Here is a 20,845-nt window from a genome sequence, read left to right as displayed (position 1 = left end):
TGCGGATTACACAGATTCAGGAATTTATTGCAACTCCATTTCTTCTGTAGCCTCACGCTTCTTTGTAGAACCACTGAAAATAAGCCAATAAGTAACAGGTAACACTGTGAGCAGAAAGACCATCGTAATGAGAGTACCATAGCAAATGACCGTTCCCATCGGCATCCACAGACCACTACCGCCAAGTATCATCGGTATGACACCCATAGATGCAGCAGCTGATGTCAGGAAGATGGGACGCATACGACGGCGGGCAGAGTGATAGATAGCTTCGCGCACACAGAGCTTTTCCGTCTGCCGTAACTCCTCAGCATAATCTATCATGATAATGCCATTGCGCACAATAATTCCCATCAGGCTGACAATACCCAGAATGCTGGTGATACTAAAATCAACTCCCTGAATCAGTATCCCCGCTGCTGTACCGAATACACAAAGCGCCATGCTGGCAAAGATGAGCAGAGCAATGTTGATACGGTGGAAATGAGCCATTAGAATAAAGAAAATGATGGCTGCCGCTATCACCAGTCCGGTCATGATGGCAGGCATCTTTTCTTCGTTATCTTCCAAGTCGCCCCCATAAGTTAATGCCACTTCCGGTGAAATGGTTAATTGGTCTATCCCCTCCTGTACCTTCTTTGTTACTGCCATACCATTTTCTCCCCGCTGAAGGTCACCCATGACAGTAATAGTGTAAACTCCATTACGGCGTACTACCTGACCGTTCTCCCAAACAGGCATCACATCAGCCACCTGTCGCAGGGGCACACTGGCCAATCCTCCCGCCACAGGAATAAGTTCATCTTCCAGATCGAGATAATGGGCAGAGTCAGCTTTCACACTTTTCAATGTCACAGGGGTCTCATAGTCTCCTTCCCACACGGAAGTCACAGGAATTCCATCGCCATAGCGCATTGCCAGATTGGTTTCCAATATAGTATTGTTGATGCCCAGCCGCGTTGCCTCATCTTCTTTCAGTACTATACGCGCAGCAGATTGCGGTTCATTAAAGTTGGTACGCACCAACACCAGTTCCGGCATTGCCCGAAGTAACTTCACAATCTTGTCCGCTTCTTTTTTCAATGTATCTACATCATCGCCACTCAAACGTATTTCCACAGGGCAAGCAGCCTCGTTGTAACTCAGTTGTTTAAACCGTACCCGAGCTTCGGGGAAATAGTCGGAATATTCCGGAGCGTATTCATCGAGCAGTTCTTCGGTAGCTTTGTTATTCACAGTGTTGACTATGAACTGCGCAAAGTTCGTCCCAGCTATCTGCGGAGCATAACTTGTCTGGAAGCGTGGGGAAGCACAGCCCACGAATGAGGCAACCGAGACAACCCGAGGGTCGCGACGCAAGATGTGCTCTAAGCTATCAGCCACCTGAGCCGTTTTCTCTACAGCAGTTCCGGTAGGGAGATAGATTTCTACGGCAAACTGATTGCGCTCTGCCGTTGGCATCAGATTTTGCGGCAACTGCCCCAACAGAACTACTCCTACCACTATGGAGATCAGTCCCAAGGCTACAGTCGTGCGCGGCCAGGCAAAGCAAAGGTCGAGCAGTTTATTATAGTAACGCTGCAATAGGTTGAGGAATGAAAATGCTTTCTTTCCCTCCTTCTTCTCCATTTCCATCGGCTTACGGATGAAATAGAACTGCATAAAAGGTACCAGCAACGCAGCTATCAGCAATGAAATGCCCAGCACAATACTGATGGCCCAGGGAAAACTAATCAGAAAATCATTTATCTGCCCCGTAGTCGTAAGCAGGAATGGAAAGAAAGTGATACTAATGGCCAGTGTAGCCGAAAAGATAGACTTGAAGAAGTGCGTAGCGCTCTGTATGGAAGCGTGCCAGCGCGACACTCCCTCACCCAACTTTTCCAGATAGCTGTCAATGATAACAATGGAGTTATCCACAATCATTCCCAATGTTACAATCAGGGCAGCCAATGTCACAGTGTTCAGTTCTATATCAAAAGCATAAAACAACCCTAATGAGATAAATATCGTGATAGGAATAGTGGAAGCAGCCACCAGCGCCACACGCATCGGTAACAGGAGCATGACCACAATGACCACCGCCACAATAGCAATCAGCAATTCATGAAGAAAATTATCTACACTGTCGCCCACCACTTGGCTCTGGTCCGTGATGCGGAAAAGAACGACATCCGAGGGTAACGTCGGCTGAAATTCAGTCAATATCTGGTTGATATCATCCCCCATCTGTACCATATTCTTTCCTTTCTTCATCTCCACACTCAGCAATAAGCACTTCCTGCCATTATTGGTAATGTAGCTATCAGAAGCAGGATATTCCTTCACCACGCGGGCTACATCTTTCAACCGGATATTATTCCCCGCAGGATCAGCGTAGATAATCTGTTCCTGCACATCACGCACAGTATTCAACGACTTTGCAACATAGACGGGCTGGATATACTCCGTACTTTTCACGCGGCCTCCGGTAGTGGTGAAACCTTTCGTAAAGAGTGTTGCCGCCAGCATCTGTTCATTCAGCCCGTACTGAGAAAGTTTGTGACTGTCCAGATAAACAGAGATTTGCTCTTTCTGCATCCCGCTCACCGTCATACGCCCGATGCTGCTGTTGCGCCGCAAGCGATCCTGTAGGTCGTCCATATAGTCGTTCAGTTCACGATATGTTTTATCACGGCTCTCCATACTGATGAGCAAGGCGGAAGTATCACCGAAATCATCCATCACCTGCACAGCCAGCACATTTCGGGGCAATTGTGCCGTGAAAGTGGAAACACCATGCTTGAACTTACTCCAGAATTCATCCTTATTGTTCAGTTCGTCATTGAGTTGCACCTGTATGTAGACAATACCGTCGCGGCTCATTGAAAAAGTCTTCTCTTTCTTCACTTCTTTATAACTGAAAATATAGTTTTCCAAGGGCTTAGTTACTTGTTCCACCATTTCTTCCGCCGTATTTCCTGGAGCCACTGCCACTACAATGCCCTGACGGATGGTAAAGTCGGGAAACTCGTTTTTGCGCATGTTCGGCAAACTATAAATGCCGAAAGCAATCAGGCAGCACACCACAAGTATCACAATCTGGCGGTAGTGCATCGCCCATTCTACCGCATTACGTTTCTTCTTCATCTTGTCTGCTCCTTATAATAATACCGGTGTACCCTCGCACACTTTCTGCTGTCCTTCCACTATTATCTCGTCTCCTTCGTTCAAACCGGATACCACAGTCACTCCCTCAGCCGCAAACTCTCCGCACTTCAGGATGCGCTTGCTCGCCTTTCCGGCATCGTTCACCCAGACAAAAGAATTATTCTTTTCATCCAGTTGTACAATATGGACAGGAATGATATACAAAGCCTCTTTTCCGACTTCAGCCAATACGACTTCAGTCACCATACCCGGCATAAGTTCTTTATCTCCATTATCCACCCGCATCTTTACGTCGTAGGAACGAGACAGCGGATTAGCCACAATTCCTTTCTCAACCACTGTTCCCTTGAAGCTCCTTCCACCTAGTGCAGGAACGGTAATCACTGCCTGCTGTCCGGTCGTAATGGCTGCTATTTCCGTCTCCGGCACTGCAATCTTCACTTTCAGCAAGTTGGCCGTCACCAGTCGGGCAACCGGTACACCTGGTATCACATTCTGCCCCACTTCCACCAGTTTCTCCGAAATAATTCCACTGAAAGGCGCATAGAGTTTACAGTCTTCCAAACTCTTACGTGCCACCTCTTCCATAGACTTTGCCTGCTGCAATTTGCTTTGCACTTCCACCCACTTGATTTCGGGAAGGCTGCCTTTATCATATAATTCTTTCATTCTCCGGTAAGCGTCTTCCGCCTGTCCCAACGCTGCCTTGGCAGCATCATACGCGCTCTGCATCGAGAGTGGATTGATAGTCGCAATGAGTTGTCCCTTTGCCACCCGGTCCCCCAAGCCGATATGAACAGTATTCACCGTGCCCATCACGGCAAAACTGAGTGAAGTTCCATTTGCCTCTTCCACCGTACCCGAAAAACGTCCTGTACTTCCCGCTTCCGAAGTTGAAACTTGTGCCACTTTCACTTTCACCGGACTAACGGTGGAATTTTGTTTACCTTCGCCCTGCCGGCAACCTACTAAAGCCAGCGGAAACAATAATGCCATTGCATAATAAAGTCTTTTCATTTTTACCTTTAATTTTTGATTCTCTTTTCCGGCACAAAGGAAAATGTTTTCACTAAAGTCCTTTATTTCTATACACCCCCAGAAGTGTTCTATTTTTCATAGCAAACGTCCAATAGGAAAAACGGAACACTATTGTAGAAATATCTATCATCTGCAATTGCCGGATATTCCGTTTATTTGCAACGAAAAAAAAGTAATTCATGGAAAAAGAAATGGAACAAATAAATTTAGACTGTGCCCTCGCCAAAGAAATGGCTACTTACAATGACAGTCGAATAGCCATTATCGATAATTTGCAAAACCTGAATATGGAGCAGGCAGTGAAAGTTAAAGCATATATCACTCTGCTATGTACCAAAGGCAAAGGTTCACTTTACATAAACGGAGAATCACACATCATATACGCCAACGACCTTTTCATCTGTCATCCCGACATTATACTGGAACGCAGTATGATTAGTGTAGACTTTGAATGCCACTGCATTTGCCTGTCACAAGAGTATGTGCAACAATTGTTTCTCCTTGCAGGCGAAGCCTGGGATGCCAAGATGTTTCTCGAAAAGAATCCGATTCTTTCGCTCCAACCGGAAGAAGCCGAACTTTTCAACCAATACTATTATCTGTTGCACTCTAAGATGACCAATACTCCCCGCAAGCACCAGAAGGAACTCATCGACGCACTGCTCCAGGCATTTCTTTACGAGTTCCACGATGCCTTGGAACGTTTTCAGAAGTTAAAACCGCTTACGTTCTCGGCTGGCGAAAACCTGTTCAAGGAATTCATCAACATCCTTTCCTCCTCTTATCCCAAGGACCGTATGGTGGCGAGTTATGCTGAAAAGTTATATGTCACTCCCAAATATCTGTCTTCCGTGTGTAAAGAAGTGAGCGGACAGACAGCATCAGACTTAATCACCCAGTATATGGTAAAGGATATTCAGTATTTGCTGAAGAAGTCGAAGAAAAGTATAAAAGAAATATCCAATGAGCTCGACTTCCCGAATATCTCATTCTTCGGGAAGTATGTCAAGCATCATTTGGGGATGTCTCCCAAACAGTACAGGGAGACGCATTATCAATAAAGCATTATCTGATCCAAAACGACACCTTCGTCCAATGCCTTAATCACCAGTTTATGCGATTTTCGTTTGCCGACGGGAAGTTTCACTTTCCGTATAGCTTGATTGCGCAACACATTTTCTTTCCATTCTTCACTGCGTCCTTTAGTTTCATAAGAAACGGTTTGCGGAGCCGATTTATCAACTGACAGGGTGAAACGCAGTTGCTTTTCATCCATAGGGTGATTGGGCAACAAGCGTATTTCAACTTCCACTGAATCGGTCTTCCAATCATTAAAAACAAAAGTAAGGGAAGTGTTTTTGCCGATACCTGCCGCTTTGCCCTCATATCCCAGACCTTCGTAGTGCTCAGGATTACCAGTGGTACAATCCATAGCATTCCATTTATAAGCAGGAGTTTTCTCTTTTACCATAGGAGTAATGGCGGTTTCATGTGCCACACGCTTAAATACAGGGAGTTTACGGGGCTGAAAATCCATCATGTGAATCCACTTGCCGTTTTGCAACGCATTATAACGGCGTGTCAGCGAAGCAATGCTATCGAAAGCTGCATCACTCTGTTCCCAATCGGCCTTTCCGTGACGGGCAAGCTGCGCATTCAGAAGTTTCCGGTTCATTTGGTCGGCAGCCTGTACGGGATATTTCACCAATTGCATATAAGCATCTTTCCGGTTGGCAGGAAGTTTGGCCTCAACTTCTTCGACTACGGAAGACAAAGTGGCATACTCCTTCAAGCGTTCACGGATGATCTGTTCACTCCAAGGTAAGTCTTTCACTTTCTTATAAACAGGGTCACGTTCTTCCTCACGCGTATTTCCCATAAATTCGGGCTTGCGGATATAAGCTAAGCGGTAATGCTCTTGCATAACCGGAAGCAGAGTCTCTGCATATTTGTTACCAAACTCTCTGCCCAGCCAATTCTGCAAATGGGTAGTAACTCCCTCTTTGGCTACCTGTTCTATGTTCCATGCCATATCAAGGAATAGTTCAATCTGATATTCTGCAGGTTTGATATCACCAACATTCAGTACCCACATCTGCTGAATACCACGGTCGTAGGCCAACTTCATCTGCTGATAGAGCAGATACGGGCTGAAAGTGCCCAGCCAAAGATAATCGTGTGGACGTCCCCAATAGGATACGTGATAATAGATACCGTTTCCACCTTTGCGGGCTTGTTCTTCCGGTGTAGGAAAGTGACGGATATAGCCATAATTATCATCACACCAGATCAGCGTGACGTCATCGGGCACCTGCAATCCGGCATTATAAATGTCAAGAACTTCCTTGTATGGGATGAAAGCCTGCGGAATGGCGGTAACATCTTTATTCACATACTTTTCCAACAAACCACGCTGACCTTTGAGCACACGCTCCAACACAGCTTTCTGTTCTTCAACAGTTTTGGCTCCCTGCATCTGACCGTCGTGCACGCCACGCATGCCCAAAGTATAGATATTTTCTTGTCCTGCCACTTCTTTCACACGGTCTTCCCAGAATTTGTAAACGGAGGCACTGTTATTCACATAGTCATAATCCCCCTCTCCCCTTCTTCTCCATTCGCCAGCAGCGCTGCACACCATTGGTTCGCAATGAGAAGAACCGATAAAGATTCCGAATTCTTCAGCTACTTCCCGGTTACCCTTTGTCAAGAAGAAGGGTAAAGTACACTCGTGCATGGCAGGCCAATAAGTATTAGCCCGGAGGCGGAGCAATAACTCAAAGATGCGACGGTTCGTCTTAGGACCAATTTGTTGCTGATCGGCAGGCTCGTAATTCTTACTACTCCAAGGCATCAATCCCCAATCTTCATCATTGATGAAGATGCCACGGTATTCTACGGAGGGGGATTGCAAGGTTTTAAAGTCCGACGGCAATGTAAACGCTGTTTTCTTATCTGGAATCACATCCGCCCACCATTCCCAAGGAGAAACTCCCAAGAAGCGGGAGAGTTCCATAATGCCATAGGCTGTGCCATGCTGGTCGCTACCGGCAATCAGTAATTTACCATCCGGCAATACAGTAAGTAGAAAGGCTTGCTTTTGGCCATTCAGGGCAGAAATATCCACTCCGGTCTTAGCTATCAACGGGCTTTTACCAACAGTACCAATAATAATATCACCTTGTACGTCATCCACTAGTAGCGGTGCAGAAAGTACAGCTTTAAAATCACGGGATAATAAATCTAAAGCGGTATGTACCACCTTTTCTTCCGTATTGTCACAGGCTACTTTGACAGACTTCCCCGAAGATAGATTGAATTGCGCCCAACAAAGCTGAGTTATCAGAAACAAGAATAAACTTAAGATTCCTTTTTTCATGGTCAGTTACTTATGATTCAAAAATAATAAATCTTATCTATTGTCACAAAAGTGTTGTCACTTCCGTAAATGGTTTTAGACTTATCCGTCCACACCGGCTTTATGCCTGTGACTTCGATTAATAATGTATAATCTCCTTTGGACAGCTTTGGAGTCATAATTCGGATTGCTTTCTCAGGATATTTACTATAAAAGTCGACTAATGAAGAATAGACGGTGTCTTTCCTGGCATTCAGCACACTTATCCTGGCATACCCGCTATGGCTATTAGATTCACCAGTCACAGCAGTATGGGTTCCTTTAAACGGAACAGCCAATACACTCCCTTTCATATTTGAAAACAATCGTCCGTTTTCTTCTTTCCAGGCAGCATCCGGCGTCATCTTTTTTACAGGAATCGTTTTTCCATTACGTAATGCATCAACAGGTTTCACACGATTGATATCCCAGCATTGCCAATATTCGGGAATGGAAATTTTCGTTCCATCTACTTGCAAGGGCATCCACACATAAGTAGCTGCAGAAGCCTGATGAGGGAACGACCAACGGTCGCCCATGAACATAGGAATCGTGTCGTTACCTCTTTTCAAAGGAAAAACAAAAGTGCTTTGTGAGTTATACGTCAGGGTTCCTTCGGGGCAGAATATCCCCTGCTTTGTCCATGGACCTTCAATGGCGGGGGCAGTGAAATAGAAGTTATCATTCTTTTCCCAACTCGTCAGATTTGAGAACAGCATATAGTACATGCCATTCTTCTTGAACATGGCAGGCGATTCGCCCGAACCTTTGACATGAGCGACTTCAGCCTCTATCGAGCGGTAGTCTTCACTCAATCTGTAGATAGGCCCGTGATGAATAAGCAGATAGCCTTTACCATCCGTATCCTGAAAAGTTCCCATATCCCAACGTTTGATGGGGTTGCCGTCATAGAGCAGAGGTCCCTGCAATTTGTATTCCCCATTAATCGTTTTGCAAGTAGCGTAACCGATATAGGGGTCTTTATATCCCAAATCATCGGCATGCATATACATGACGTATTCTCCGGTAGAAGGGCATTTCATCACTTTCACCCGCTCGCCTACACGGTCAGGCCCCAATATACCATCGGGTTGCACCGGCAACACCACTCTTTCAAACTTCCAGTTCACCAGATCATCGGAAGAGTAGCAACTGAATCCCGGAAAAGCATTACTCTTATCCGATTTATACTCTCCGAACAAATAATATCGCCCACCATCTTCTAGAATGCATGCACCATGTGCATTGACAATATTCCCCTGATCGTCAAACCATGGTATGCCATTATAAACTACTTTTTTCGAGTCTTGCGCCGAACACGCTCCCAAGCTCAATCCTATCAGGACCGCCAATAGAAAGGTACATTTCATTGTTATATCATTCATCAAATTAAAAACTTACTTTTATTGCTCCACCATGCGGGTCGAAAGAGAAGGTAAATTTATCTCCTGCATCCTTCACCGCCAATACCTGTTTTCCCTGGCTTACTTTTATTTCAGACTTTCCGTTTTTGCTCACTACCATCGTTAACGGCTCACTAAACAGCTTATCATCCAGTGCCAAACGAGGTGTTATCTTGAAGGAAGACTTTTTCTTAGTAATATCCAGTTGTATGTTTTTTCGCTCTTTCACATAAGCTGCTACTTTGCAATAGGTATCAATCCAGATATTGTTTTCCAAAGCTTTCACCCTTTTAAAGTGTTCCCACAATATCTCCGGAGAGCTAAAAGCATCATATCCCGTTGCAATACCATGAATCATTGCCACTCCCCATTCACCTGCGATAGTGAGTTCCTTCACCCATTTATCTAAAGATTCGACGGTAGATTTCGATTTATCACCACCAATACCATATTGCTTTGTACGGGTGCCGACTCTGCCCTTTGAACTTATCTGCAAAATATCTTCATTGTAAGCATTGAACGGATAACAGAAAGTAAGCGATCTCTTCCCTATCCGAGCAAGGATGATGCTATCATTCTTTTCCACTTCCGTTTTCACTTCTTCCAGACTAAGACGCTTTAAATTGGTATGCGACCAACTATGACTGGATATTTCATGTCCTTTGTCAGACATTTCTTTCATCTGTGCCCAGGTCATACGTGGTTTACTTTGTTGTGCCGCTTCATTCTCAATTCCTTTTCCCCATATCCAGAAAGTGCCTTTGAATCCTACTTTCTCCATTTCGGGGAAAACAAGCGTGTAGTGTTCTTCCAAACCATCATCGAAAGTATAGCTGATGGCACATTGCTTGTCGTCCTTATAATCCGCTACATATATTTCCGGATCATGATGACGTACATAAGGCGCCAGTTCCGGCACAACTTTGGCAACTGCTTCCATCGCAATCCCGGCTACCACCTTTCCACCATAAATGTTCAAATGGGTGTTATCAATCTTCCCTTGCGGACAGAAATCATATTTCCCGGCGGGTACCCACATGAAAAGGCTTTTTGACTTCTCCACTCCCATGCCGACTACTAAATCATGTGTCAGTTTATTCAAATCCACAAAAGGGGCATTCATTTCTTTTGCCACTCTTCGAGGTGACTCCAGATACTCTCCATGAGTGTCTACCAACGTGTTTCCTTCTACTTCATAACTGCCCTTATTTTCGGTAGCTCCTTCCGGAGGAAAGTTCCGGCGTACAATGGAATTGAACAGTACCGGATGAGCACCCTTTTCACGCGTCTCCCTTACAAACCGACGTAAGTTCTCATCGAAAGTGCTTCCGGGAACTGTATGCAGTTTTTCAGCAGGCTTCTCATCATTATGTCCGAACTGGATGAACACGTAGTCCCCACTTTTCAGTTTAGAGAGTACAGTATCCCAACGACCTTCATTGATAAAACTCAGTGAACTCCGACCATTCATGGCATGATTATCCACCCGTATATCATCGGTCAAGAAGCCCGGGAGCATCTGTCCCCAGCCACGTTCAAGATTTCCATTCTTCAGACTTTTATTCGCCATGGTAGAATCACCTATCATAAAAATGGTGATTACATCCTTCTTTCCGGTAGTAAAAGCAGAAAAGAAGAGAAGTGCACAAAGTGCAAATAGTAGTTTCAAATTCAAGTTTCTCATGATATTATATAAAATTTCAGCAAAAATAGGGAAGAACACAAAGACAAGACATGGAGTAATGTGCAATCACCTGCATTATTGTTCAGAATATACATCATAAAATGAAAATATAATATTTTGTTTACTATCCTACGACCATATATACATTTCATATAGTATTATTTCACTCTTATACGTAAAATGGTATAAGAGTATGGAGCAAATTCATAACTAAACGTTTCACTAAATTGATTATATTCCACCTCCTTCGGATAAATTTTTCGAGGCTCTTCAAATGAATTCTCCTCATTATCATCTTTGGCAGATAACGAAATAATCTTTCCTGTATTCAAGACCTGCTCCACTCCCTTTATTTCAATCCCGGGCGAATAAGGAATATCCAGTCTATTCACAACTTTTAGAATAAGTTCTCCAGTTTCTTCATCTATACCCGAGGCGATAAACTGTTTTGGCATTGTCTGTGGAATATGTTTTAAAACCTCTTTACCATCAATATATAAAATGCTTCCTTTCGGGGTAACTACTAATTTCAAATTATACCATTGGCGAGGAGATATAGAATACTCCGCCGCTTTACCTATAGCACCAACGTTATGTCCATCTGAAAGTTGTTCTATAGCAACAGTATTGCTATCCCAACACCCAATATTACATATAAACCCTTTTTGTTCATCTTCCGTCAAGCAGAAATAGATAAAAAAACCTTCTTTAAAAGACGATTTACGCGCTTTACATTCCAGTGTGAAATCATTGCTATTTACATCTTCCAGAACGTACATGGAACTTCCTTGGACAGCACTCTGCATAAGCATATCACTTGCAATCTGCCACTCTCCTCGCCAACTGACGCCTTTGGACAAGTCAGGTTTAAAGCTCCGATTGTTCATTGTTATTCTAATATCTTTAATTTCAAGAGGTGTTTTAGAAGAGCCAAAGCCTATTTTTCCTTTCTCATATTCCACAGGTTTAGAGCTGCCTGTATATTGGTATTTCACATTATAAGTAGGCCGATTTTCTGATACCATTTTTTGCACATAATAAGACGAACGTCCCACAACTTTATCAGTATCTAACCAAATAAGATTAACCGGCCAATCACTTTTATGCCGGTTCTGCAGTAAAGGAGCAAAAGAAGTCATCTTTACCAAATCACTATTTCTCTCCATACCTCCTATAAAAGCGGCTTCTGCTAATGCAGCTTTCATATTACCCGTTCCAACACCGAAATTACAAGCATATTCACCGACATAAACATTATATTTTCCACGAGAAATACTGTCAAATAACATCGTGTTACGAAAGAAGAATTCAGGAGTGCCATACCAATGTGGATCTACCATATCTGTTTTTTCACTTCTTCCAATACCCCATAGAGGATGATTGGAAATTAATGTCAAATGTGGATATTTCTTTTTGATAGCTTTATAAAAGATGTCGAAACGATAATCATATTCCTCTCCCCAATGTTCATTACCTAATTCTACATACTCAAGCGGAAAAGGATCTGGATGTCCGTCTGCCGCACGACGAGCCCCCCATTCGGTACTTACATCTCCTAAAGCATATTCTATGGCATCCATACAATCTTTTAGGAAAAAAGGAATGCTGTCCCTTATGCAAGCTTCTCCCGAACGAAACAAATCAGACAATCCAACATTACATACAAACATGGCTTTTGCACCAATATCTTCACAAAACTGAAGCATCTCATAGTATCCCATCCCATACGAACAACGATATCCCCAAGTGATATACTCACCCGGACGAGAAGCCGGATCGCCCAATGTCTTTTTCCACTCGAAACGATTTCCAAGCGTAATTCCCCCTACGATGGAGCCACCAGGCCAACGAATAAATGCTGGTTTCAAATCAACCAACATTTGAGCTACATCTTTACGAAATCCATAAGGACGATTTAAATAGGTTTCTTTTGGGAAAAGAGATACATAATCCAACCAAATAGTTCCTTCGCCATCAAATTCAAAAACCAATTTGGCTCTACTATCACTTCGTTCTGCACATAATATAGCTTTTAAATCTGCCCAATCTTCCCCTGAAGGAACATTTAATTGAGCCATTGCAATAATCTTTCCCTCTGCTGAAAGCAACTTTGCAAGCACCGTTCCTTTATACTCTTTTGATGTACGAATAATTGTACGCAGTTGATAATTTTGCCCTAGACAGATTCCCATTCCCCAAAAACCATCATTAACAAGACGGATAGGAGCACCAACCTTGTCTATTACAACTTTAAGATTAGTAGGCGCGGTTTCAAACTTAGGTCGTTCCTTTGTTAAACTCATCCGCGCTGATGAAGTGGCCGACACTTGCAAACTCCAAGATGGCACCGGGCTAGAAGGCCAAATAAATGTCCGGTCATCAATCTCCCCCGTAAAATGATGAATAACCTCTTTTGCATGTAATCTTTTATCTTCAACATACCATTCTTCCGGCATTTCCAGATCTTCAAAACTACGATTCTGCACCAACTCACCATATAAACCTCCATCACCTGCATGATTAATTTCTTCAAAAAATATTCCATAGAAAGAAGGAGGTATGGCATGACCTCTTTTTTGAACATCTACTATAATTTTATCTTGTGCAACAGCAATTCCATTACACAAATTCCCAATCATAATAAGCCCTAATATTAACTGTATTATCCTCATTTATCTATTATATTATTATGGTTATTTCACTTCTACAAGTAATTCTCCTACCAAATTATTACTTTCAGCTCTAACCTTCACCGATTGTTTTTTTTCCCCGATCTGTAATAAAGTAGGAGCAATCCCAGCTTCTGCATGAGGCATTCCATTTCCGATGATTTTTGCATCTCCTGTAACTACCTTAAAACGCACCTCACTATTATAATAATTTACAATAGTGCCATTTTTATCTTTAACAAAAGCATAAACAAAAATGGCATCATTATAACCAGCTTCTGCCCGTTTTCCTGCTTCGTTATATCCTAATTCCAGTAAATAAGGGGTTCCTGCAGTACAAACGACTTCTTCCTTAACTTTTATTCCATTTTTAAATCCAATAGCTTTTATACTTCCAGAGACCTTACAAGATACATTGAATGTAAAAGGTGGATGTTTAAGATTAGTAGAAAAATCATCCTGATCAGGGACTTGTCTCCCGATAGTGGTACCATCTATTACAAGTTCAACCTCATCACAATTGCTAAAAACCCTAACATTCTCAGATTTACCTGGCTCCCAACGAGACGCTATATACAAAATACTATCTTCGTCATAACCCTTTTGGCTCTGCATAAAAAAGTAGGAGTATTTTGGTAAGCGAAATATGTCCATTACCCCCGAATACTCCAAATCTTCACTATACCCTCTGTTATAATCGAACATCGCCCAATATCCATCAGAAAAAGCATGAGTGTTAAGATTGTCATTATGCGCTTCTTGGATATTGCGAACCTGTTGCAACAACCGTTTTTCTGTAGTGTGACGCGGCTGTCTACTGCTACGTTCTTCATGTTTCAGATCCTGCCATTCTTCTTGATTAAATCCTGCATTTTGCGCATAATACTCCCAATCACCGTATTCCGACACAATAAGAGGCTTACTTCTGTTGGACTTATCAGGGTGCAAAATGCGATGTTGGCGAGCTTGAATGTAAATGTCATAAGCATAATCAATCCAACCTGCCGAATATGAATTTGGATAAGGGTATTCTTCTTTAGATATTTGATGCACAGCATCCATAAAAGACTTTGGCATGGAAGATTCATTGATTGATAATTCCCATGCTAAGATACATGGATGATTACGGTCACGACGGATAAGTTCACGTGACGATTGCAAAGAATGTTCTACAAATTCCTTATTCCCAAAATACTGCCATCCAAGTATAGCATCCAATACCAGTATCCCCAATTCATCACAGGCATCCAAGAAAGCAGGTGAAGGGGGATAGTGCGAACAGCGTACATAATCAAAACCTCCCTGCTTAATAAGATAAGCATCACGATACTGCGCATTATTGGATAATGCATATCCAAGATAAGGATATTCTTGATGGCGGTTTACACCTCTCAAATAAGTCTTTTCCCCATTAATCCAACATCCATCCGAAGTAATCTTAATATCTCTGATACCGATTTTGATTGTTTCAGTATCGGCCAATTTGCCATTAGCATAAACATCCGTACGCATCTGATATAAATGGGGAGAAACAGATGACCATAATAATGGTTTTTTAAGTATTCCATTTCCTGTCAGATACTTTGCCGTACCAGGTTCAATCTTTCGCTCATCAGTCTGAAATGAAATGATTCTCTTTCCTTTATCCAACAGTGTACAAACAACTTTCACTCTTGTATCTTTATTTGATGAATTACGCACATGTACATTAGTGAAAAGAGTAGCTGCCTGTGAAGTAACACTATCTGCATAAAAGAAAATCCCTCCACCAGCGACTTGATTTTCCATTGACTCATCCGTTATATATATAGCAGGTTTCTCGATATACCAAACATCCCGATAAATACCTCCATATGTATTAAAATCAAGTTTGTGCAGAGGTTTAGGACCAGTAATGGGATTATCACAATTATTCAATCGCAATACAACTCTATTTGAAGCACCATAATTAACCTTATTTGTCAACTCTACCACAAATGGTAAATAGCCCCCCAAATGCTCCATCACTTTCTCACCATTTAACCATACACTTACTTCATTCATAGCCGCTTCAAATTTCAAAAACAAGTTCTTGCCTTTGGCAGAGTGAGGAACAAAAAAGTTCTTAGAATAAACACACACTCCCATCCACTGGTCATTTACTACCAATGGCTCGATTTTAGGAGTATGCGGCAATTGAATCGACATTGTATCTGGCTCATCCCCTTCACGATAAAAAGTCCAACCTTTGTTAAAAAGAGTTTTCTTTGCTTCTGCATTATTGGGAAAGAAGATATATAAACCGATTACAATAAATGATAGCAATGAATAACTCATACAACATTTATATAAGAGCTTCATGATATATTCTTATTAGTCAATACGTTTGTAACGAAAATCTTTAAATTGAGTTGTTCCTTCTCCTGCAGAATATAAAGCGATTCGAAGAGACCTAAACCCATTATAATTATTGTGGTTCATCTCTTTCACATTGACATTATCAGCCACTCTCTCCCATTGCTTGCCATTGTCACTTATCTCGATTGAACAGACGTTCAACTTATTGATAATTTTCAAAAAGAAATGATTATCAAATGTATTAGGTATATTATCGAATTTTTCACTGTTAGTATAAACCGTAAAATACTTTCCATCACAAGTAATACCAGCAAATACTTTGGGTTTATAAAAGAGTAAAAGCCCGCCACTATTCTTTTCTCCAAGATTAACCTCTACTTGGGTTTCGTAACTTTGATGTGTCGGAATGGTGAGAAGTACACGTCCATTTTCAGGAGAAGTTCCTTTTCCTTGCAAGAATAAACTATTGCCCTTTAGCTCCGTACACAATTTGGGTGTTCCTCCAAACGTAGACCAACGAATATCCAATTCCTTATCATTAAAATTGTCAGAAATATCGGATACATTCCTTTTTATGGAATTATCCGTAACAAGAGAAGTAGCTGTTGACTTGGTTCTGAACCACCCATCGCTCGTCCACTCTATCGGTTCGATAAGCGTACTACGTCCAAGAGTATGAAAATCCTTGGCATAAGCATGATAGACAATCCACCAATTACCATTGATATCGTCTACGAGCGTGCCATGTCCTTTCGACCACCATTTATCATCTGCACTATAGGTATGCACAATGGGATTGTAAGGCGAATTCTCCCATGGACCCATAACATTCTTTGAACGGGCAGAAACCACCATATGACTTGTAGCAGGGCCAGCTGTACCTCCTTCAGCACTTGTAAGGTAATAATATCCATTTTTATACGTAAGCTTCGGTGATTCCAAACAAAAACATTCTGTATTCCAATCGTTCGGATACTCCCATCCGTCATATACGGTAATTGGTTCCCCAATAACAGAAAGACCATCCTTTGCCAACTTTACAGCCGTTCCTTCTGACAAATGCAAGTATCGGTTTCCTTCTTCATCTACAATATGCCCTGGGTCAATTCCCGTCACCTTCAAGTTTATCGGTTCACTCCAAGGACCTTTCATATTCTTTGCCCATACCACATAATTAGTCGAACCCCATGGGAAATAGATATAGTACGTACCACCATATTTCACTAAGTCGGGTGCCATACCAGTACCATTGACTCTACATAGCGGTTCCCAATTAACAAGGTCTTGAGAGTGCCACACTAAGAATCCAGGGCTGTAAGAGAACGACGAATGTGTCATGTAATAATCTTTTCCATCTCTTAGAATGGAAGGATCCGGATAATCACCGGGAAATATCACTTTAGGATATTCCTGTGCCACCACAGGTGCTATACAAAATAAAATGGCACCGGCAAGTATATTCAAAATTTTATTCATAATATATTATTTTAGTTTCTGATATTTATTCTATAAAATCTATTCATTACAAGGTTATCCCCCATTTATTTTTCAGACATTCAATTTCTTTTTTAGTAATACTCATGACAGTCCCGTGTCGAGGGGTAAAATTTTTCACAAAGCTTTCAGTATTTGGGGTAAAGTTCACTAAATCTGTACTTCGTTGGAACTCATATCGTTGATTCCGAAATAAATCGTACATTAATATATAGGAATCAGAATTGTTTAGTTTAAAAACCCCTGAGCCTTCTATAGGTATTTGAGTATCTGCATAAGCATCTAAAAAATTCAGGTCCTCTTTCCAAGGCCCTTGCAGTCTTTTCCCAATGGCTTGCAATATTCCACTCTTTATTTCTACCCCATTTTTATCTTTAATATTTCCTTTATAAAAAAAATAAAACACACCATCTTTATATATAATGTCCCCATCAATGCCACCATATTGAGGGCGGAACATAAGCATTGGAATTGTTTCAAATCCAGTAAACTCGCTATTGGCATAAGCACAATAAAAATCTAAATGCTGGTCATCATGAAAAATAACAGTAAAATAGACCATATATTTATTAGCTACAGGATCAAATATTGTTTGAGGTGCCCATACCCATTTTGCCTTACCAAACTTTTGGGGATAAGTTTTTACTAAATCTATTGCTGTATGACTCCAATCCGTAAGATTGTTTGATTTCATTAAAATAATGCCAGGATTACTGCTATGCCAACCATTTTTTGCTGCTGACATATCAGTTGCAACTAAATAGAAAGATTTTTCATCTTCTCCGCGAAGAATATGCGGATCACGTATTCCACCTGTTTGAGAAATTGTATCCGATAAAATAACAGGTTCGTTATTGTTAAGCGCATGCCAGTTCATTGCATCTGTACTAATTCCAAAACGTAAATGCTCCTGTTTTAATTCATCCCCAGAACCTTCGAAATAAGCAAATAGATAGCCTGCATATTCGGGCTCTTCGTAAGCAACACTCACCAAAAATGATTTAGTTTTCGTATAACTACCTGCAGAGATAGTCGCAGTCAGTTTTACTTTTTCTTTTCCATCCATTCTGGAAGAGTATTTCAGCAGCTTTCCTTTGTCGGATATAAATGTTGGATTGTCAGATGTCCAACTAATAGAAGAACCAAACTTACCGATAGTATCCAACAGCAAATCCCAACGCAGATTTTGGACAAAAGCATCCCCAATTACCAACTCATCTGCATCTAATTTCACCTTTTGCTCATCCGACATATCTTGTCCGTCCGTAAAATCCCAACTTTCTTCTATTTCTTCATATTCTTCCCGAGTGACATGAATAAACGAAACACCTTTAACAAAGGAAAATATTGCCTGTTTGATATCCAGTATTCCATCTTTCGGAGTATAAAAATAAAACAAACTATCTTGGGATGCATAAATACTCTGTGTCATAATGGAACACAGGTATAAAACACTTGAAAATAAAAGTAATTTTATATTTGCCATATCTTTAAATCTACTTCATATTCATACTTTCCTCCTTTTGCCGACTTACGCCGCACAGCAAGATCAATTCTCCTTTCATACAGGAGGGGCAGTCACAATGTTAGGGACTGCCCCTATCTTAATTACCTATCAAAAACAAAGAACATTCCCTCTACTTCTCCGCTGGCATATTTGGAACTGTTGGCCAATATGGATTTTGGTAAATTGGCGAATCTTCGACCGACACTCCATCAGATGATGTTATAAGAAAATGCTTCACTGCAATCGGTTCAAGATAATGCGCCATGTGCCAAATGAAGCCATTATAACACCGTTGGCTAGAGTTTTTTTGAAATGGACGAATATATTCACTTGATTCAGAAGATGATAAATTAGACTGAGTAGAACCATCACAAACAATCTTACTAGCATCCACCTCCTGTTGCATTGGTGTATTCCAAAAATGTATCCCTTCTGGGATATATGGTTTTATCATTAACTGATCCATTGCTCTCCAACGGCACAAGTCCATGTAACGCAAACCTTCAGCAATAAATTCACAACGGCGCTCACGACGTATATTATATAGAACAGGATCTATCAACTTACCGGCAGTATAGGCAGCCCAATCATTATTTGCTTCTTGAGACATATCTGTCGCTGCAATCGTGCCATCAATATCATCACTTACATGAGCACGCTGACGTATAATTTTCCAATATTCACGGGCAGTCTCATCAAGTCTACCTGTCAATTCATAACTTGCTTCCATATAGTTTAACAATGCTTCTACAGCACGATAAACCGGTACAGCCGTATATGCCTCGTTTCCTTTTAGATACATAGCAATATCCGTTGACAAAGCTTTTCTAAGAACATATCCTGTAGGATAACGATACTGACCTAAACCTAAGATATCAGGAAAAGGAACGATATAATAGATGTTAGAACCAGTAGTACCATTTATCATATTATCCTGCCCCGGCTCTTGCAAGAACACAGATAAACGTGTATCACGATTTACTCTTACATTAGCAAGGCTTTTATCTCCCATATAATATCCATCACCATCCGCGTATGTACCGTGTGCATATACAGGTTTCCCATCAGCCATCAAGAAATTTTGCACATAGGAACGAGATACTCCAGTGGCATTATTTCCGGTATTGGCTGCAATAGGAATACCGTGCATCTTAAGTGCAGGTGCATAACGACGCCATAGCATTACCTCTTTATAAGATGACAAATCAACTGAAATATACATGTCATAGTAAGGATTGTTCGGCTCTGAAGTATTTTGCGGAAACACTCCCGTATTTTTAGTCAGACTTCCTTTGTATTTCTCTGCTACTTCTTTTGAAGCTGATACCGCTTGCTCCAAGAACCAATTGATTTCATTATCAATATTCCCACTCGGAAACTGATAATTGGCATTATAGTCTTTCTGCTTACCTGGCCATCCTTCGCCATTGGGTACAAAAGCTGTCCCCTTGAAGTTCTTCAACCATGAACCTTCATAAAGGGCGACACGGGATTTGATGAGCAAAGCTACGTCACGATTAATACGTGTTGTCTCTAAATCCTTACTAGATAAAAATTCGATAGCCTTGTCTAAGTCGGACAAAATAAAACGAGCTACCTCATTTCGAGGTGAACGCTTGCTGGCTTCTGTTAGTACTAGCAAATTATCGTTCAAAGGCTCCGTAATGATTGGAAAATCACCAAATGATTGATAGATATTGAAATAAGTCAATGCACGTAACGTATACATTTCACCTATATAATGTCTGATAGAGGACAAATCTCCTTGAATAGTATTCTCCGAGCCATCAAGTTGCTCTCCAAACTTAGGGTTCACCATCGAAAAGAAATAGTTGCAACGATAGATTGTCTCAAAAGACCAACCTCCACCACTCTGACCAACTTTCCATACGCCATCATCATATTTGGAAGGGACAGCATCCGATTTGATTTGGTTATCTGTACCCTGGTCACTTTCATAAAGTCCATAAGAGTTACCACCATTGTCAGGCATAACACGACTATATATTTCATTTGTATATGCCAACAGCTGGTCGGCATTCTTAAAGTAGCCTTCCGGAGATATTGAGGACAAAGGTTCTCTGTCCAAATAATCATCGCAAGATGTCAAAATGCATGTAAGTAACAAAACCAGCGATGCAATATATATAATATTCTTTTTCATTA

General features: G+C 41.4%; 11 protein-coding genes. 1 reads left to right on the top strand and 10 read right to left on the bottom strand.

All coding sequences use genetic code 11. The features are described 5' to 3' along the window. Positions 1–24: 24 nt before the first annotated feature. On the bottom strand, positions 25–3,129 hold the full coding sequence (locus HMPREF9447_RS15045; RefSeq protein WP_009130602.1) for an efflux RND transporter permease subunit: 3,105 nt from the start codon (positions 3,127–3,129) through the stop codon (positions 25–27). Between the two features lie 12 nt (positions 3,130–3,141). Then, positions 3,142–4,167, bottom strand: coding sequence for an efflux RND transporter periplasmic adaptor subunit (locus HMPREF9447_RS15040; protein WP_009130601.1), 1,026 nt, complete (start codon positions 4,165–4,167; stop codon positions 3,142–3,144). Between the two features lie 200 nt (positions 4,168–4,367). On the opposite strand from HMPREF9447_RS15040, the gene HMPREF9447_RS15035 reads away from it, so the two are divergent. After that, positions 4,368–5,249 carry an AraC family transcriptional regulator gene (locus HMPREF9447_RS15035; RefSeq protein WP_009130600.1) on the top strand — a complete coding sequence of 294 codons (882 nt, stop codon included), beginning with the start codon at positions 4,368–4,370 and terminating at the stop codon, positions 5,247–5,249. Here HMPREF9447_RS15035 and HMPREF9447_RS15030 read toward each other — a convergent pair. The 8 genes from HMPREF9447_RS15030 to HMPREF9447_RS14995 all read right to left on the bottom strand — a co-directional run bounded on the left by HMPREF9447_RS15030 (position 5,243) and on the right by HMPREF9447_RS14995 (position 20,843). Next, entirely contained in the window at positions 5,243–7,567 is a 2,325-nt protein-coding gene (locus HMPREF9447_RS15030; RefSeq protein ID WP_009130599.1) for a glycosyl hydrolase 115 family protein, read from the bottom strand. The genes HMPREF9447_RS15035 and HMPREF9447_RS15030 overlap by 7 nt on opposite strands. A 17-nt stretch (positions 7,568–7,584) precedes the next feature. Next, positions 7,585–8,955 (bottom strand): family 43 glycosylhydrolase, encoded by a 1,371-nt coding sequence (locus HMPREF9447_RS15025; protein WP_044138257.1) that lies wholly within the window; start codon positions 8,953–8,955, stop codon positions 7,585–7,587. A 19-nt stretch (positions 8,956–8,974) separates the two neighbouring features. Continuing rightward, positions 8,975–10,672 (bottom strand): polysaccharide deacetylase family protein, encoded by a 1,698-nt coding sequence (locus HMPREF9447_RS15020; RefSeq protein ID WP_009130597.1) that lies wholly within the window; start codon positions 10,670–10,672, stop codon positions 8,975–8,977. 158 nt (positions 10,673–10,830) lie between these two features. Beyond that, complete coding sequence (locus HMPREF9447_RS15015) at positions 10,831–13,311, bottom strand: alpha-L-arabinofuranosidase C-terminal domain-containing protein (protein WP_244267626.1); 2,481 nt, start codon at positions 13,309–13,311, stop codon at positions 10,831–10,833. A gap of 54 nt (positions 13,312–13,365) precedes the next feature. Beyond that, complete coding sequence (locus tag HMPREF9447_RS15010) at positions 13,366–15,657, bottom strand: glycoside hydrolase family 2 protein (RefSeq protein WP_167549122.1); 2,292 nt, start codon at positions 15,655–15,657, stop codon at positions 13,366–13,368. Positions 15,658–15,693: 36 nt separating this feature from the next. Next, positions 15,694–17,154, bottom strand: coding sequence for a family 43 glycosylhydrolase (locus tag HMPREF9447_RS15005; protein WP_009130593.1), 1,461 nt, complete (start codon positions 17,152–17,154; stop codon positions 15,694–15,696). 46 nt (positions 17,155–17,200) lie between these two features. Continuing rightward, positions 17,201–18,658 carry a glycoside hydrolase family 43 protein gene (locus tag HMPREF9447_RS29115; protein WP_009130592.1) on the bottom strand — a complete coding sequence of 486 codons (1,458 nt, stop codon included), beginning with the start codon at positions 18,656–18,658 and terminating at the stop codon, positions 17,201–17,203. A gap of 151 nt (positions 18,659–18,809) precedes the next feature. Beyond that, positions 18,810–20,843: a RagB/SusD family nutrient uptake outer membrane protein gene (locus HMPREF9447_RS14995; protein WP_009130591.1), complete on the bottom strand. Its 2,034-nt coding sequence runs from the start codon at positions 20,841–20,843 to the stop codon at positions 18,810–18,812. Positions 20,844–20,845: the final 2 nt, after the last annotated feature.

The organism is Bacteroides oleiciplenus YIT 12058, from assembly GCF_000315485.1.
Classification (GTDB): Bacteria; Bacteroidota; Bacteroidia; order Bacteroidales; family Bacteroidaceae; genus Bacteroides; species Bacteroides oleiciplenus.
This window is presented reverse-complemented; position numbering and strand designations above follow the sequence as displayed.

Bases quoted from the DNA above. Each gene is read 5' to 3' on its own strand.
- HMPREF9447_RS15025 (WP_044138257.1), bottom strand. From the start codon at position 8,955: ATGAAATGTACCTTTCTATTGGCGGTCCTGATAGGATTGAGCTTGGGA.
- HMPREF9447_RS15020 (WP_009130597.1), bottom strand. From the start codon at position 10,672: ATGAGAAACTTGAATTTGAAACTACTATTTGCACTTTGTGCACTTCTC.
- HMPREF9447_RS15005 (WP_009130593.1), bottom strand. From the start codon at position 17,154: ATGAATAAAATTTTGAATATACTTGCCGGTGCCATTTTATTTTGTATA.
- HMPREF9447_RS14995 (WP_009130591.1), bottom strand. From the start codon at position 20,843: ATGAAAAAGAATATTATATATATTGCATCGCTGGTTTTGTTACTTACA.
- HMPREF9447_RS15030 (WP_009130599.1), bottom strand. From the start codon at position 7,567: ATGAAAAAAGGAATCTTAAGTTTATTCTTGTTTCTGATAACTCAGCTT.
- HMPREF9447_RS15045 (WP_009130602.1), bottom strand. From the start codon at position 3,129: ATGAAGAAGAAACGTAATGCGGTAGAATGGGCGATGCACTACCGCCAG.
- HMPREF9447_RS15035 (WP_009130600.1), top strand. From the start codon at position 4,368: ATGGAAAAAGAAATGGAACAAATAAATTTAGACTGTGCCCTCGCCAAA.
- HMPREF9447_RS29115 (WP_009130592.1), bottom strand. From the start codon at position 18,658: ATGGCAAATATAAAATTACTTTTATTTTCAAGTGTTTTATACCTGTGT.
- HMPREF9447_RS15040 (WP_009130601.1), bottom strand. From the start codon at position 4,167: ATGAAAAGACTTTATTATGCAATGGCATTATTGTTTCCGCTGGCTTTA.
- HMPREF9447_RS15015 (WP_244267626.1), bottom strand. From the start codon at position 13,311: ATGATTGGGAATTTGTGTAATGGAATTGCTGTTGCACAAGATAAAATT.
- HMPREF9447_RS15010 (WP_167549122.1), bottom strand. From the start codon at position 15,657: ATGAGTTATTCATTGCTATCATTTATTGTAATCGGTTTATATATCTTC.